Origin of the sequence: Bradyrhizobium sp. 195, from assembly GCF_023101665.1 — a bacterium.
In the GTDB taxonomy this organism is placed as follows: domain Bacteria; phylum Pseudomonadota; class Alphaproteobacteria; order Rhizobiales; family Xanthobacteraceae; genus Bradyrhizobium.
Genome location: NZ_CP082161.1, coordinates 1,048,356 through 1,062,823, shown reverse-complemented (window position 1 = coordinate 1,062,823; position 14,468 = coordinate 1,048,356). Strand labels below are relative to the sequence as shown.

At 64.6% G+C, this 14,468-nt stretch carries 13 protein-coding genes; 7 read left to right on the top strand and 6 right to left on the bottom strand.

All coding sequences use genetic code 11. From position 1 onward, the window contains the following. Window positions 1-101 precede the first annotated feature (101 nt). Complete coding sequence (locus IVB26_RS04965) at window positions 102-977, bottom strand: UTP--glucose-1-phosphate uridylyltransferase (RefSeq protein WP_247970830.1); 876 nt, start codon at window positions 975-977, stop codon at window positions 102-104. Between the two features lie 259 nt (window positions 978-1,236). Between IVB26_RS04965 and IVB26_RS04960 the strand changes: the two genes are divergently transcribed. Together IVB26_RS04960 and IVB26_RS04955 are read left to right on the top strand one after the other, a co-directional pair. After that, window positions 1,237-2,568, top strand: coding sequence for a lytic murein transglycosylase (locus tag IVB26_RS04960; protein ID WP_458309313.1), 1,332 nt, complete (start codon window positions 1,237-1,239; stop codon window positions 2,566-2,568). A 170-nt stretch (window positions 2,569-2,738) separates the two neighbouring features. Continuing rightward, complete coding sequence (locus tag IVB26_RS04955) at window positions 2,739-4,442, top strand: SGNH/GDSL hydrolase family protein (RefSeq protein ID WP_247970828.1); 1,704 nt, start codon at window positions 2,739-2,741, stop codon at window positions 4,440-4,442. 164 nt (window positions 4,443-4,606) lie between these two features. Here IVB26_RS04955 and IVB26_RS04950 read toward each other — a convergent pair whose 3' ends face one another. Then, window positions 4,607-4,981 (bottom strand): CsbD family protein, encoded by a 375-nt coding sequence (locus IVB26_RS04950; protein WP_247970827.1) that lies wholly within the window; start codon window positions 4,979-4,981, stop codon window positions 4,607-4,609. Window positions 4,982-5,145: 164 nt separating this feature from the next. Next, window positions 5,146-5,883, bottom strand: a complete 738-nt coding sequence (locus tag IVB26_RS04945) for an SDR family NAD(P)-dependent oxidoreductase (protein WP_247970826.1) — start codon at window positions 5,881-5,883, stop codon at window positions 5,146-5,148. Window positions 5,884-5,979: 96 nt separating this feature from the next. On the opposite strand from IVB26_RS04945, the gene IVB26_RS04940 reads away from it, so the two are divergent. Both IVB26_RS04940 and IVB26_RS04935 read left to right on the top strand, forming a co-directional pair. After that, entirely contained in the window at window positions 5,980-6,759 is a 780-nt protein-coding gene (locus IVB26_RS04940; RefSeq protein WP_247970825.1) for an SDR family NAD(P)-dependent oxidoreductase, read from the top strand. A 199-nt stretch (window positions 6,760-6,958) separates the two neighbouring features. Further along, window positions 6,959-7,846: a TauD/TfdA dioxygenase family protein gene (locus tag IVB26_RS04935; RefSeq protein WP_247970824.1), complete on the top strand. Its 888-nt coding sequence runs from the start codon at window positions 6,959-6,961 to the stop codon at window positions 7,844-7,846. A 166-nt stretch (window positions 7,847-8,012) separates the two neighbouring features. Here the strand turns inward: IVB26_RS04935 and IVB26_RS04930 are convergent, their stop codons facing one another. After that, entirely contained in the window at window positions 8,013-8,657 is a 645-nt protein-coding gene (locus tag IVB26_RS04930; RefSeq protein ID WP_247970823.1) for a YqgE/AlgH family protein, read from the bottom strand. 141 nt (window positions 8,658-8,798) lie between these two features. Between IVB26_RS04930 and IVB26_RS04925 the strand changes: the two genes are divergently transcribed. The 3 genes from IVB26_RS04925 to IVB26_RS04915 all read left to right on the top strand — a co-directional run bounded on the left by IVB26_RS04925 (window position 8,799) and on the right by IVB26_RS04915 (window position 12,353). Continuing rightward, window positions 8,799-9,638 carry a protein-disulfide reductase DsbD domain-containing protein gene (locus IVB26_RS04925; RefSeq protein ID WP_247970822.1) on the top strand — a complete coding sequence of 280 codons (840 nt, stop codon included), beginning with the start codon at window positions 8,799-8,801 and terminating at the stop codon, window positions 9,636-9,638. Window positions 9,639-9,962: 324 nt separating this feature from the next. Continuing rightward, the gene (locus IVB26_RS04920) at window positions 9,963-11,330 is read left to right on the top strand and encodes a lipopolysaccharide biosynthesis protein (RefSeq protein WP_247970821.1); all 1,368 of its coding nucleotides are present in this window, start codon (window positions 9,963-9,965) and stop codon (window positions 11,328-11,330) included. A gap of 198 nt (window positions 11,331-11,528) precedes the next feature. Further along, entirely contained in the window at window positions 11,529-12,353 is an 825-nt protein-coding gene (locus IVB26_RS04915; RefSeq protein ID WP_247970820.1) for a sulfite exporter TauE/SafE family protein, read from the top strand. A gap of 126 nt (window positions 12,354-12,479) precedes the next feature. On the opposite strand, the gene IVB26_RS04910 is transcribed toward IVB26_RS04915, so the two are convergent. Then, window positions 12,480-13,268 carry a 3-hydroxybutyrate dehydrogenase gene (locus tag IVB26_RS04910; RefSeq protein WP_247970819.1) on the bottom strand — a complete coding sequence of 263 codons (789 nt, stop codon included), beginning with the start codon at window positions 13,266-13,268 and terminating at the stop codon, window positions 12,480-12,482. A 1-nt stretch (window position 13,269) separates the two neighbouring features. Then, on the bottom strand, window positions 13,270-14,445 hold the full coding sequence (locus tag IVB26_RS04905; RefSeq protein ID WP_247970818.1) for a DUF3734 domain-containing protein: 1,176 nt from the start codon (window positions 14,443-14,445) through the stop codon (window positions 13,270-13,272). Between the last annotated feature and the right edge of the window lie 23 nt (window positions 14,446-14,468).

Below are 14,468 nucleotides of genomic sequence, written 5' to 3'. Positions count from 1 at the left end.
CGCGCCGTTATTGAACGCGACGCAATTTACCACACCATCGCGGTCGTCCCTGCCCCGTGCGCAATTGCGCACTCGGCAGGGACGACACCGAGTTTGTAGCCCTACTGCCCCAGATACTTCTTCATCTCCGCGATCAGTCCGTCACGCAGCTCCGGCCGCTTCAGGCCGTAGGCGATGTTGGCGCGCAGAAAGCCGGGCTTGGAGCCGCAATCGTGGCGCTCACCCTCGAACTCGACGCCGTAGAATTTCTGCGACATGGCGAGCCCGATCATGGCGTCGGTGAGCTGGATCTCGCCGCCGGCGCCGCGCTCCTGCGTCTGAAGGATCTTGAAGATCTCCGGCTGGAGAATGTAGCGGCCGGTGATCGAGAGGTTGGAGGGCGCGGTGCCCTTGGCCGGCTTCTCGACCATGCCGTCGACCTCGAACATCTTGCCGCTGCGTTTTCCCACGCCGCAGATGCCATATTGATGCGTGAGATGGTCGGGCACCGCCTCGACCGCGACCAGATTGGATTTCTCGCCGAGCGAGGATGCCATCTCGATCATCTGCTTGAGGCAGCCCGGCGTGTTGAGCACGAGCTCGTCGGGCAGCACGACCGCGAACGGCTCGTTGCCGACGATGTCGCGCGCGCACCAGACCGCATGGCCGAGGCCGAGCGGCGCCTGCTGGCGGGTGAAGCTGACGGCGCCGGCTTCGGGCTGGTTCTGCGCCAGGATGTCCTGCTCGGCCTTCTTGCCGCGCGCCGCCAGCGTCGCGTCGAGCTCGAACATCCGGTCGAAATGATCTTCGATGACGTTCTTGTTGCGGCCGGTGACGAAGATGAAGTGTTCGATGCCGGCCTCCCTCGCCTCGTCATAGACGTACTGGATCAGCGGCTTGTCGACGATGGTCAGCATTTCCTTCGGCATCGCCTTGGTGGCGGGCAGGACACGGGTGCCGAGGCCGGCGACGGGGAATACGGCTTTGCGAATTTTCATGTGATTGTTCGAATACCTGGGGGCACATGGGGACGGAGCAATGGCATCTTGCTAGCCTGTTTGCAGCCGCCAACAAAGGCGGTTGTGGGGCCTCATCCGCGCAGAGTTAAGAAAAAGGCGGTCACCAAAATTTCACCTTTGTTAAGCTATTGGCAACCGTAACCAGGCCTCCTGATGGCGGATTCCAGAAGCCGACGAGTGGGACATGATGCAATCGGTGGCAGGGCAGGCAAGACGGGCGGTATCCCTAAGCGGCGCAATGATGATTGCGGCCGCTGTGCTGCTGCCTGTCAGCGCGCACGCCCAGGCGCAGAACGGCCTGTCCAACCTGTTCGGCGGCATCTTCTCGGGTCCGCCCCCCGCGCCCTCGCAACCTGCGCCCGGCCCCGGCGGCGCACTTCCCTGGAGCGGCGAGGACGGCGCTTCGGGCCATCCGCTGATGACGGCCGCGGCGATCCGCGAGGCCGCCGGCAACTTCAGCAATTGCGTTGCCGGGTTGTGGCCGGATGCCGCACGACGCGGCATCACGCAGGATAATTTTCAGCGCTTCACGGCCGGGCTCTCGCCCGACCTGCGCATCATGGACCTGATGGACTCGCAGCCGGAGTTCACCAAGTCGATCTGGGACTATCTCGACATCCTCGTGAACGACAACCGCCTCGCCAAAGGCCGCGAGGTTCTCGCCAAATACAAGGCGCAGTTCGACGCCACCGAAAAGGCCACCGGCGTCGACCGCTACATCATCGCCTCGATCTGGGGCATCGAGTCCAATTACTCGACGCAGATGGGCGACCGCAGCGTGCTGCAATCGACCGCGACGCTCGCCTGCGTCGGCCGCCGCCAGGCCTATTTCAAGGACGAGTTCCTGTCCGCGCTGGAGATCGTCAATCGCGGCGACCTCAGACCGGAGCAGATGCGCGGCTCCTGGGCCGGCGCCTTCGGCCCGACCCAGTTCATGCCGACTGCGTTCAAGCGCTTTGCCGTCGATGGCGACGGTGACGGCAGGCGCGACGTCGTCGACAATCCCACCGACCTGATCGCCTCGACCGCCAACAATCTGAAGAAAGACGGTTGGCAGGCCGGTCAGACCTGGGGCTTTGAGGTCGTGGTGCCCCAGGGATTCAACTATATGCTGGCCGATCGCGCCAAGGCGATGACGATCGCGCAATGGGAAAAGCTCGGGCTGAAGCGGGCGACGAGCCAGCCGTTCCCGCATCCGGCGGAGAAAGCCTATCTGCTGGCGCCGGCCGGCGCGCAAGGCCCCGGCTTCCTGATGCTGCAGAATTACCGCGTCATCATGAAGTACAACCCGGCCGAGGCCTATGCGCTGGCGATCGGCCATTTCGCCGACCGCCTGCGCGGCGGGCAGCCCTTCGTGCAGCCCTGGCCGCGCCAGGAGCGCGAGCTGTCGCGCACCGAGCGGCTGGAACTGCAGCAGATCCTGGCCCAGCGCGGCTTCTACAAGGGCACCCCGGACGGCCAGTTTGGCGGCCAGACCCGGGAAGCCCTGCGCAATTTCCAGGCCTCGATCGGGGTCCCCGCCGACGGCTTTGCCTCCTCCGACGTGCTGGACCGGCTGCGCGGGCGGTAAAATCGCCCCGAAAGTAACCCTGAACAGGGATTCCGGCAGGCAGCCTTGACGGAGGCGGCTGTTCCCCGGTGTATGGCGCAAGAATCTGCAACGGAATTTGCCTGTTTGGCGCCCGATTCCGTTATTATATTGAGCCGCTTCCGATCCCCGTTGCGCGTGCCCGAGATCGCATGTCGAAAAAGTCCCTGTTCAAGGCGCTAACCGAGACCGGCCCGTTGATCGCGCTGGGGACGGCGCTTGCGATTCTGGTCTCGGTCGCAGGGCCCGCCTCGGCGCAGTTCTTCAACTTCCCCGGATTCGGCGGCCCGCCGCAGCGCTCGGCACCACCGCCACAACGGGGCGGAGGTGGAGGTGGCGGCGGCTGGTTCGGCGGCGACTTCTTTGCACCATTCCAGCAGCAACAGCCGCAGGCACCACGCCAGGATTTTTCGCGCGCGCCGGCGCCTGCGAAACGCGACACCATCCCTGAGAAGAACGTGCTGGTGATCGGCGACGCCATGGCCGACTGGCTCGGTTACGGTTTGGAAGACGCCTACACCGAGCAGCCCGACATGGGCGTGATCCGCAAGCACAAGACCACGTCCGGCCTGATCAGGTACCAGCCGAAGGGTGAGCCCTCGGATTGGGCGGCAGCGGCCAGGGGCATCCTCGAGACCGAGAAGCCTGACGTCATCGTCGTCATGCTCGGCCTCAACGATCGCGCCGCGATCCGCGAGCCTGTCGCCGACAAGCCGGACAAGGCCACGGATAAAGACAAAGACAAGAAGAACGACAAGGGCGCGCGCGCCAAGCAACCGGGCAAGCCCGGCGAGACCAAACCCGGTACCGATGCCGCCGCCAAGCCCGACGACAAGCCTGCCGATGCCGACCTGCCGCAGGATGATGCCGACAACGCCGATACGCCTGTGGCGGCGCCCGAAAAAACGGCCCGCAATCCGAACGGCCTCTACGAATTCCGCGACGATCGCTGGGTCGAGCTTTACGGCAAGAAGATCGAAGAACTGGCAGGTGTCCTCAAGGCCAAGGGCGTGCCGGTGCTCTGGGTCGGTCTTCCCGCCATCCGCGGGCAGAAGGGCACGGCGGACATGCTGTTCCTGGATTCGCTCTATCGCGAAGGCGCGGCCAAGGCCGGCATTACCTATGTCGACGTCTGGGACGGCTTTGTCGACGAGGCCGGCCGCTTCCTCCAGAAGGGTCCCGACTTCGAAGGCCAGATCCGTCAGCTTCGCAGCTCTGACGGCGTCTTTTTCACCAAACCCGGCGCGCGCAAGCTCGCGCACTATGTCGAGCGCGAGATCACGCGCCTACTTGCGGGACGCTCCGGCCCGATCGCGCTGCCGAGCGAGCCGGCGACGCCCGACACCAGCGCCGAGCCCGGCAAGCCCGCGCCACGGCCGCTGGCGGGGCCGATCGTGCCGCTGGTTGCAGCCTCGATCTCGACGGATCAATTGCTGGGCGGACCGGGCACGCGTCCCGCCGCCGTCGATGCGCTCGCTGCGAAGACGATGGTGAAGGGCGAGCCGCTGACGGCCCCGGCCGGCCGTGCCGACGATTATGCCTGGCCGCGCCGCGAAGTCGGGCGCGAGCAGGCCAAGGGCGATACGCCTGTTGCGGCGACGACGCCTGAGGGCGGTGTTGCTCCAGGCGCACCGGGTGCCGCGGCTGCGATGGCGCCGCCAAAGCTCGCGCCGAAGAAGCCGCCGGTGGTGCAGCAGCCGGCACAGGCCGCGCCGACGTTCCGTGATTTCTTCGGCTTCGGCTCGCCGCAGCCACCGCCGCGTCAGCTGGCGCCCGGGCCGCGCAATCCGAATCTCAATCCAGGGGCTCCACGTCCGCCTGGAAATGTTGGGCGCTCCGCCGAGATGTTCCGGTAATTGCCGCCGTGTCCCGGACGCGGCGCAGCACCTCTTGGTGATGCGACGCAGAGCCGGGACCCAGCTCTCTCACGCGAACTCTCTTACAAAAGAATGGGCCCCGGCTCTGCGCAGCAGCGCTCTGGCGCTGCAGCGCGTCCGGGGCACGAGTGAGTGCTTGTCGCTCAGCCGTAATAGCGCCAGCGCGGCGGCGGACGGCGCGCAGGCCGCGACATCAGAAGCGCGAGCGCAAACCCGATTCCGCCGGCGACCAGCAGCGAGCCGAGCGGATTGTCCTGCACTTTCTTCGACAGTGCCTGTGTCCCATCGCGGAAAGTCTCGCCGCTGTTCTCATAGGCGTCCTTGGCGTAGCCGGCGGCGGTGTCCGTGGCATCGCGCACGGCATCCTTGGCCTGGCCATAGAGATTCTGCACCGTGCCCGCAGCTTCCCGGGCCTTGCCCGATGCCTGCGTCTTCGCATCGCCTGCCATGTCTCCGATCGCGCCTTCCGCGCGTCCGGCATATTCCTTGGCCGATCCAACAATCCGATCCGTATCCATGATGCTCCTCCTCGGGGGTCAGCCCAAGTAACCGATCAGGAGCAGCGCAGTTCCAAGCCTCTACGAAAGAGTAGCCCGGATGAGCGAAGCGAAATCCGGGACAGCGCTAACCGTATCGCAGACCCGGATTACGCTGCGCTCATCCGGGCTACAAGATGAGCCCGCTACAGAATCAGCCCGCCATCGACGACCAGCGTCTGGCCGATGATGTAGGACGACAGCGGCGAGGCCAGGAACAGCGCCGCGCCTGCCATGTCGGCCGGCGTGCCCAATCGCCGCAGCGGGATGCGCGCGAGCGCGCCTTCGAGCCGCTTCGGATTGTCGGTCGTCACCTTCGTCATCTTGGTGTCCACGAGCCCGGGCGCGATCCCGTTGACGCGGATGCCGTCCTCGGCCCAGGCCTCGCCCAGCGTCCGCGTCAATCCGACCGCACCGGTCTTCGAGGCGTTATAGGCGGGATTGCCCATGGTGGAATGATAGGCCGCGGTCGAGGACACCATGATCAGCGCGCCCCTGGAATCCCGCAACATGGAATGAAATCGCGTGGCGCAAGCCATCAGGCTCATGAGATTGACCTCGACCACCTTGCGGAAGCCACTCATCTCGAATTCGCCGCGGCGATAGAGCACCGCGCCTTGCGCGAGCACGAGCACGTCGAGCCTGTCGAAGGACGGCTTGAATGCCTCGATCGCACTGGGGTTGCCGACGTCGAGCTGCGCATAAGACAGGCCCGTGAGATCGGAGCCCTCTTCGATCGAATAATCCTGCGGCTGTGCCCGCGTGCCGCAAACAGCCACACGCGCGCCCCTCGTGCGGAACGCTTGCGCGATGCCGTTGCCGATCCCGCTCGAACCGCCGATGACCAGCACCTGCTTGCCTGAGAAATCGAGCTCGTTCGCCATCGCGGCCTCCCTTTTCGTTTTGCTTGTTTGACCTGTCTGCGGATCGATGCCAGCCTTGTCAATCATAACAAGAACAAGCATCTCTGAGGAAACAGCATGTCCGAGTTCAAGCAGCTCAGCCGGTCCGTCAAGGGCTTGACCGTTCTCGTCACCGGCGCGGCCAGCGGCATGGGGCGCGCGACCGCGCGCTTGTTCGCCGCAGAAGGCGCCAACGTCGCCGTCACCGATTTCGACGGCGAAGGCGCGCGTGCGGTTGCCAAGGAGATTGCCGCGAGCGGCGGCGCAGGAAAGGCTTGGGAGCTCGACGTTGCCGACGGTGACGAGATCAAGCGCGTCGTCGGTGAGGTCGCGGCGCATTTCGGCGCAATCGACATCATCGTCAACAATGCCGGCATCTCCGTGCGGGTTGCGATTGACGACGAGGGCTATGAGGACGCCTGGGCCAGAGGCATCGCGGTGATGCTGACGGCGCATCCGCGCATCATCCGCGCTGCGCTGCCGCACTTGCGCAAATCGAACAGCCCGCGCATCGTCAACATCGCCTCGACCGAGGCGCTCGGCGCCACCGCGTTGCACAGCCCCTATTCAGCAGCGAAGGGCGGCGTTGCGAGCCTCACCCGCTCGCTGGCGGTAGAGCTCGGCCGCGAGGGCATCACCGTCAATTGCATCTGTCCGGGCCCGATCCGCACCGGGATCACCGACCGCATCTCGGAGGAGCACAAGACGATCTACGCCAAGCGCCGCACCGCACTCGGCCGCTACGGCGATCCCGAGGAGGTCGCGCATATGACGCTGAGCCTGTGCCTGCCGGCGGCGTCTTTCCTCACCGGCGCGGTGATCCCTGTCGACGGCGGGTTGATGGCGCGGAACGCGTAGGAGTTAAGGGGTGTAGCCCGGATGGAGCGTAGCGCAGTCCGGGGAGGTCTTTCCGCGAGGTGAGAACCCCGGATTACGCTTCGCTCCATCCGGGCTACGGGCAGCTATGCACGCCGAGCGTTGACAACTCTGGGTCGGGGAGTAGCTTTTTAGCCGACAGAGCGGGACCAACCGCTCGCGACCCGCGGGAGAAAACGCCATGACGATCGCGATCCGGCAGCTTCAGAAGCATTTTGTCGGCGAGGTCTCCGGCCTCGATCTGCGAAAGCCGCTCACACCGGATGAGGCGCGCGAGATCGAGTCCGCGATGGACAAATACGCGGTGCTTGTGTTCCACAACCAGGACATCACCGATGAGCAGCAGATGGCGTTCGCGCTGAATTTCGGCCAGCGCGAGGAAGCGCGCGGCGGCAACATCACCAAGGCGGATGAATACCGCCTCACCTCGGGCCTGAATGACGTCTCCAATCTCGGCAAGGACGGCAAGCCGCTGCCGAAGGACAGCCGCGCCAATCTGTTCAACCTCGGCAACTGCCTGTGGCACTCCGACAGCTCGTTCCGCCCGATCCCTGCAAAGTTCTCGCTGCTGTCGGCGCGGGTGGTGAACCCGAAGGGCGGCAACACCGAATTCGCCGACATGCGCGCCGCCCATGACGCGCTCGACGACGACACCAAGGCGGAGATCGATGACCTCGTCTGCGAACACTCGCTGATGTATTCGCGGGGATCGCTCGGCTTCACCGAATATACCGACGAAGAGAAGGAGATGTTCAAGCCGGTGCTGCAACGGCTGGTGCGCACCCATCCCGTCCATCGCCGCAAGTCGCTCTATCTGTCATCGCATGCCGGCAAGATCGTCGGCATGAGCGTGCCGGAAGGGCGGCTACTGCTGCGCGATCTCAACGAGCACGCGACGCAGGCCGAGTTCGTCTACGCGCACAAATGGAAGCTGCATGACCTCGTGATGTGGGACAACCGCCAGACCATGCACCGCGTCCGCCGCTACGACCAGTCGCAACCTCGCGACATGCGCCGCGCGACCGTGGCGGGGACAGAGCCGACGGTGCAGCAGCAGGCGGCGGAGTAGTGCGGCAAAGCGCTGCTCCGCAAATGGTGTCGTCGCCCGGCTTGACCGGGCGATCCAGTATTCCAGAGACGGCTGTGATTGAACCGACAGGCTGCGGCGTACTGGGTCGCGCGGTCAAGCCGGGCGACGACAGCGGCAAGTGGAGCTAATACAGCGGAGCCTATCGCTACGCGTGTCCCGCCTCGTTCGAGAGCATGCCGGGATCGATGCCGATCTTGCGCAAGGCGCGGCCGTACTTGTCGTCGACGTCGTCGCCGAAAATCAAATCCGCATCCGCATCGCAATGCAGCCAGCCGTTGCTCTGGATCTCGGTCTCGAGTTGGCCGGGCGCCCAGCCGGCATAGCCGAGCGCGAGAATGGCGTGCTTGGGGCCGGAGCCGTTGGCGATGGCGCGCAGGATGTCGACGGTCGCCGTGAGGCAGACGCCCTCATCGATCCGCAGCGTCGCGTTTTCGATGTAGAAGTCGCTGGAATGCAGCACGAAGCCGCGGCCGGTATCGACCGGGCCGCCGCGCAGCACCTTCATGCTTTCGGCGTTCTCCGGCAGCTTGATGTGCTCGCCCTTCTTGATAATGCCGAGCTGCTGCAAGAGCTCGGGGAAGTCGATGCTGCCGGCCGGGTGATTCACGATGATGCCCATCGCTCCCTCCGCCGAATGGGCGCAGAGATAGATCACCGAACGCTCGAAGCGGGAATCGCCCATCACGGGCATCGCGATCAGCAGCCGGCCGTCGAGATAACCGGCCGAATTGGGGAGCGCGGGGCCTGCCCTGCGGGTGCTTTCCCCCGTCCTCTTGCTTGTGGGAGCCATCGCTAAGCACTCCGGTTTCAATTCCTATCCTGATGTCGGGCCGGGCCGCTGTCAAATCAAGGCTTGCAGAGACTCGATTCAAGTGCATCCATCACAAGCAATTCAATGGTTTGCCCGGGGGTGACCCTGTAAAGACGTGCTATGCTCACAAGAGTTCCCCTGCGTGCGGCGATTGGCGTCGCGACAACCCTGCTTGCGTCGTCGCTGGCCATCGCAGCCCGCGCCGATGACGCTTCGCCGTGGCAGCGCGACGGCCACTCCGCAGTGCGGCTATTGGCGGGATCGCGCAGTGGCGCCGTCCTGCTCGGCGGTATTGCCTTCCAGCTCCAGCAAGGGTGGAAGACCTACTGGCGCACCCCCGGGGATTCCGGGGTGCCGCCGCGGTTCGACTTCTCGAAGTCGGACAATGTTGAGGCGGTGACGGTGATGTGGCCTGCGCCGCTGAAATTCGACGACGGCGCGGGCGGCCATTCGATCGGCTATCACAACCAGATCGTGCTGCCCTTACGCATCGTCGCCAAGGCGGCCGACAAGCCGGTGACCTTGCGCGCCGAGATCAATTACGCGGTGTGCGAGAAGCTCTGCATTCCGGTCGAGGCCAGCGCCGAGCTCGGCTTCAACAGCGTCGCCTCGACCGAGGATGCCAATTTGCGTGCCGCGCTCGATACGGTGCCCAAGCCTGCCAATATCGGCGATCCCAATCCACTCACCATCCGCGACGTCAAGCGCGACGGACCCAAGAATGTGGTCGTCGACGTCGTCGTGCCTGATAGCCGCAACGTCAATTTGTATGTGGAAGGGCCGACGCCCGATTGGGCATTGCCGATCCCGGCCCAGGTCGAGCCCAGCCCGGTCGGCGTCAAACGCTTCTCGTTCGAGCTCGATGGATTGCCGCCGGGCGCCAAGCCCGACGGCGCGGCGCTGAAGTTCACGCTGGTCGGACCGGAGAAGTCCTACGAGTTCAATACGAATCTGGAGTGAGCGGTCGTCCCGGCGAAGGCCGAGGCCCAGACGGGTGAGTTGCACCGCTGTCACTTCACTTTCGGCTGTCGTCCCGGACAAGCGCGCCTCAAGCGCGCGCAGATCCGGGACCCATAGCCACAGGCCTGCGTTGTTGCACGAGCTGGTGGTTGCCAATCTTCGCCAAACCACACCCTGGGTTATCGGTCCCGGATCTGCGCTTACGCTTGTCCGGGACGACAGCGATGATGGGAGCTCACCCAACCAAATCTTAACGAAGGGTTGCTAATCCCGAGGCTGCGCAGCATGCGGGACGCCTGATGTGGGCGCTTGGGGAATCGCGTATTGGCCGTAATGGATGCAGAACCCGCAACGACCGGACCGGCCGGGCTGATCGCACGGCTGCGGACCAAGCTGACGGGCGGCCCGAGCGAGGCATCGCTGACGCGGCGGCTTGCCGGCACCATCTTCATCATCCGCGTGATCAGCGCCGGGCTCGCCTATGTCTCGCAGGTGCTGCTGGCGCGCTGGATGGGCACGTCCGACTACGGCGTCTATGTCTATGTGTGGACCTGGGTGCTGCTGCTCGGCAGCATGATGGATTTCGGCATCTCGGCCTCGGCGCAGAAAATCATTCCGGAGTATCGCACCAGCGGCGAGCAGGCGTTGCTGCGCGGCTTTCTCTCCGGCAGCCGTTGGCTGACCTTTGCCGTATCCACGCTGGTCTCTCTCGCCCTTGCCGGCATCGTCAAGCTGCTGTCGCCCTGGATCGACCCGGCCGAGGAGCTGCCGCTCTATATCGGCTGCATGACGCTGCCCGCCTTCGTCGTTGCCAACACCCAGGACGGCATCGCGCGATCGCATGACTGGATGCAGCTCGGCTTGATGCCGCAATTCATCATCCGTCAGGCGCTGATCATCGGCATCACGGCTATCGCCTTCCTGCTCGGCTATCATCTTGGCGCGGTCGCCGCGATGGCCGCGAGCGCCGGCGCGGTCTGGATCGCGATGACCGGGCAGATGGTGGTGCTGAACCGCAAGCTCGCCGATCATATCGTGCCCGGTCCCAAGACCTACGACATTGGCGGCTGGCTCGCCGTCTCGCTGCCGATCCTGCTGGTCGAGAGCTTCTACCTCCTGCTGTCCTACACCGACGTGCTGGTGCTGCAGCAATTCCGCCCCTCCGACGAGGTCGGCGTCTATTTCGCCGTCGTGAAGACGCTGGCGCTGGTCTCCTTCATCCACTACGCGATGTCGGCGACGACGGCCCACCGCTTCGCCGAATACAACGCGAGCGGCGACAAGGCACGGCTGTCGGCCTATGTCGCGCATGCGATCGGCTGGACGTTCTGGCCGTCGCTGGCGGCGACCATCGTGCTGCTTGCGCTCGGCAAGCCGCTGCTCTGGCTGTTCGGGCCGCAATTCGTGGTCGGCTACGACATCATGTTCGTCGCCGCGATTGGCCTGGTGGTGCGCTCCGCGATCGGCCCGGTCGAACGGCTGCTCAACATGCTCGGTCAGCAGAAGATCTGCGCGCTCGCATATGCACTGGCCTTCGTGATGAACCTCCTGCTCTGCATCGCGCTCGTCCCGCGCTACGGCGGCCACGGCGCCGCGGCCGCAACCTCGATCTCCCTCACCTTCGAGACGGTGCTCTTGTTCTGGATCGTGCGGCAGCGGCTCGGACTGCACGTGCTGGCGTTCGGCAAATAGGCGCTGCGCGCCTGGCGTGCTCGCTGCTTGCCCGGGGAACGGCTCTGTCAGAGCACCCACAGGAAGGAGGTAAAATGCCTCTCCTTAGTGAACCTGATGCAAAATTTTTCTTATTCTGCCCAAACAGTTGCGCATTAGGGGAACTTTATTCTACGTCGTATTGCCTAACCGACGAGACCAACCTAAGATTCCCCTGATATGTTCGATCCACTCTACGTCGCCTCAGGATTCGGCGTCGGCCTGCTTGTCGGGATGACCGGCGTGGGCGGCGGCTCGTTGATGACGCCGCTCTTGATCCTGCTGTTCGGCGTCCATCCCTCCACAGCGGTCGGAACCGACCTGCTCTATGCCGCCGCCACCAAGACCGGCGGCAGCGTGGTGCATGGCTGGTCGCGCAGCGTGCACTGGCCGGCGGTGCTGCGGCTCGCCTGCGGCAGCATTCCTGCGAGTGCGCTGACGCTGCTGGTGCTGTGGAAGCTTGACCTCAAGAGCGATTCCGAGCGCAATCTGGTCAATCTGGTGCTGTGCTTCGCGCTGCTACTGACCGCGACGTCGCTGATCTTCCGCAAATCCATCATGGAGCGTTATCGCCGCCGGCTCGAACAGGTCGACGAGCGTATCACCGCCATTGCGACCGTCGTCACCGGCATCGTGCTCGGCGTGCTGGTCTCGATTTCGTCGGTCGGCGCCGGTGCGGTCGGCGTGACCGTGCTGCTGCTGCTCTACCCTCGCCTGCCCATGGTGACCATCGTCGGCTCCGATATCGCCCATGCGGTGCCGCTGACATTGGTCGCCGGCATCGGGCACTGGGCGCTCGGCGATGTGGATTGGGCGCTGATGGGCGTGCTGCTGATGGGCTCACTGCCCGGCATCATCGTCGGCAGCTTCAGCGCTACGCGCGTGCCCGAGACGGTGCTGCGCCTGACGCTTGCGAGCGTCCTGTTCGTGGTCGCAGGCAAGATCATGTTTGCGGAGCTGCACCTGTCATCCGCCTTTGTGACGGCGCTGGCCTGGGGACATTGAGCGGGAAGCGAACGCCGGAATCGTAGGGTGGGCAGAGCGCAAGCGTGCCCACCACCATTTTCGATCAGATACAGAGCGTGGGCACGGCGCTTTCGCGCCTTTGCCCACCCTACGGCACCGTCGTGCCTACTCCGCCGTCCAGCCGCCGTCGATCGAGAGGTTGGTGCCGGTGATCTGCGCGGCATCGTCGCCACACAGGAACAGCGCCAGCGCGGCGACCTGCTCCGAGGTGACGAACTCCTTGGTCGGCTGCGCATCGAGCAGCACGTCGTTGATGACCTGCTCGCGCGTCAGATTGCGCGCCTTCATCGTGTCGGGAATCTGCCTCTCCACCAGCGGCGTCCAGACATAGCCCGGGCTGATGCAGTTGCAGGTGATCTTGTGGGTCGCAACTTCCAGCGCCACGGTCTTGGTGAGACCGGCGATGCCGTGCTTGGCCGAGACATAGGCCGACTTGAAGGGCGAGGCGACCAGCGAATGCGCCGAAGCCGTGTTGATGATGCGGCCCCAGCCCTTTTTCTTCATGCCGGGCACGGCGGCGCGGATGGCGTGGAAGGCCGAGGACAGATTGATCGCGATGATCTGGTCCCACTTCTCGAGCGGAAACTCCTCGATCGGCGAAACGAATTGGATACCGGCATTGTTGACGAGGACGTCGACCGAGCCGAAGGTCTTCTCTCCGAGCGCGATCATCCCGGCGATCTCGGCGGGCTTGGTCATGTCGGCCGGCGAATAGATCGCCTTCACCTTGAAGTCCTGTTCGATCTTGGCGCGCTCTTTCTCGATGTCGTCCGGGGAGCCGAAGCCGTTGATGACGACATTCGCTCCGGCAGCTGCAAAGGCACGCGCGTAAGCGAGCCCGATGCCGCTGGTCGAACCGGTCACGACGGCATTCTTGCCTGACAGACTACCCATGCTATTCGCTCCTTTTTGGCGGGGGTGCGGTGACGTCCCCCGTGAGATCGTAGGTGACCATGGTCTCGCCGGACTGAGGCCGCTCGAGCCAGTCCTTGTGGCGCATCGACAGATGCACGTCCTTCACGCCCGCCTCCCAATGCTCGACCATGGCGACGTGGGAGAAGTCGTAATCCTTCGACGAGGATTCGTAGTTCTTGCTGCGGTAGATCAGGTGGACCACGGTGACGGTGCTTTCGCGCGATACCTTCGCGAGGAATTCGACCGAAGGATCGTTCCTCAGATAATCCGGCAATTTGCCGATCAGGTCGCGCACGGCCCTGCGGGCGTTGTGGATCTGCTTGTTCTTGTCGGTGTTCATCCGCGTACGGCTGGAGAAGCGGATGTCCTTCTCGCGCTCCGTGGCCTCGAGCAGCGAGGTCGGCAGATCGCCGCGCGCGGAAAACAGGTCGACCTGGAAGATCAGCATGTCGCGGTCGGTCTCGGCATCGAGCACATAGTCGAGCGGGGTGTTGGAGGCGATGCCGCCGTCCCAATAATGCTCGCCGTCGATCATGATGGACGGAAAGCCGGGCGGCAGCGCGCCGGAGGCCATGATGTGCTCGGGGCCGATGGTCTTGCCGAGCTTCTTGAACTCGTAGTTGTCGAAATACCTGAAGTTGCCGGAGGTGACGCCAACCGCGCCGACCGACAGGCGCGTCTTCAGGTCGTTGATGCGGTCGAAATCGACCAGACGCTCCAGCGTCTTCTTCAGCGGTGCGGTGTCGTAATAGCTCTCAGCTTCGGGATGCCCCGGCGGCCAGAGCGGCGCCGGCGGAATGCGCGGCGTGAAGAAGCCGGGCACACCGAAGGTCGCGATCAGTGCGGCACTGGTCGAATTGAACAGCTCGCGGCTGTGGTCACTCTTGCCGATCGGTTTCCACGGCACCGGCGCGGAGACCATTTCCCAGAATTCCTTCAGCCGCTTGACGCGGGTCGGGCCCTCATTGCCGGCGATGATGGCGGCGTTGACCGCGCCGATCGAGATGCCGGCGACCCATTCCGGCTCGAAGCCATGGCCGCACAGCGCTTGATGGGCGCCGGCCTGGTAGGAGCCAAGCGCGCCGCCGCCTTGCAGGACCAGAACGCGTTGCGCATTCGCGGGGATACTGGGGGATTGCGGGCTATGATCGGTCATGGGGGAACAATAGCAAATGACAC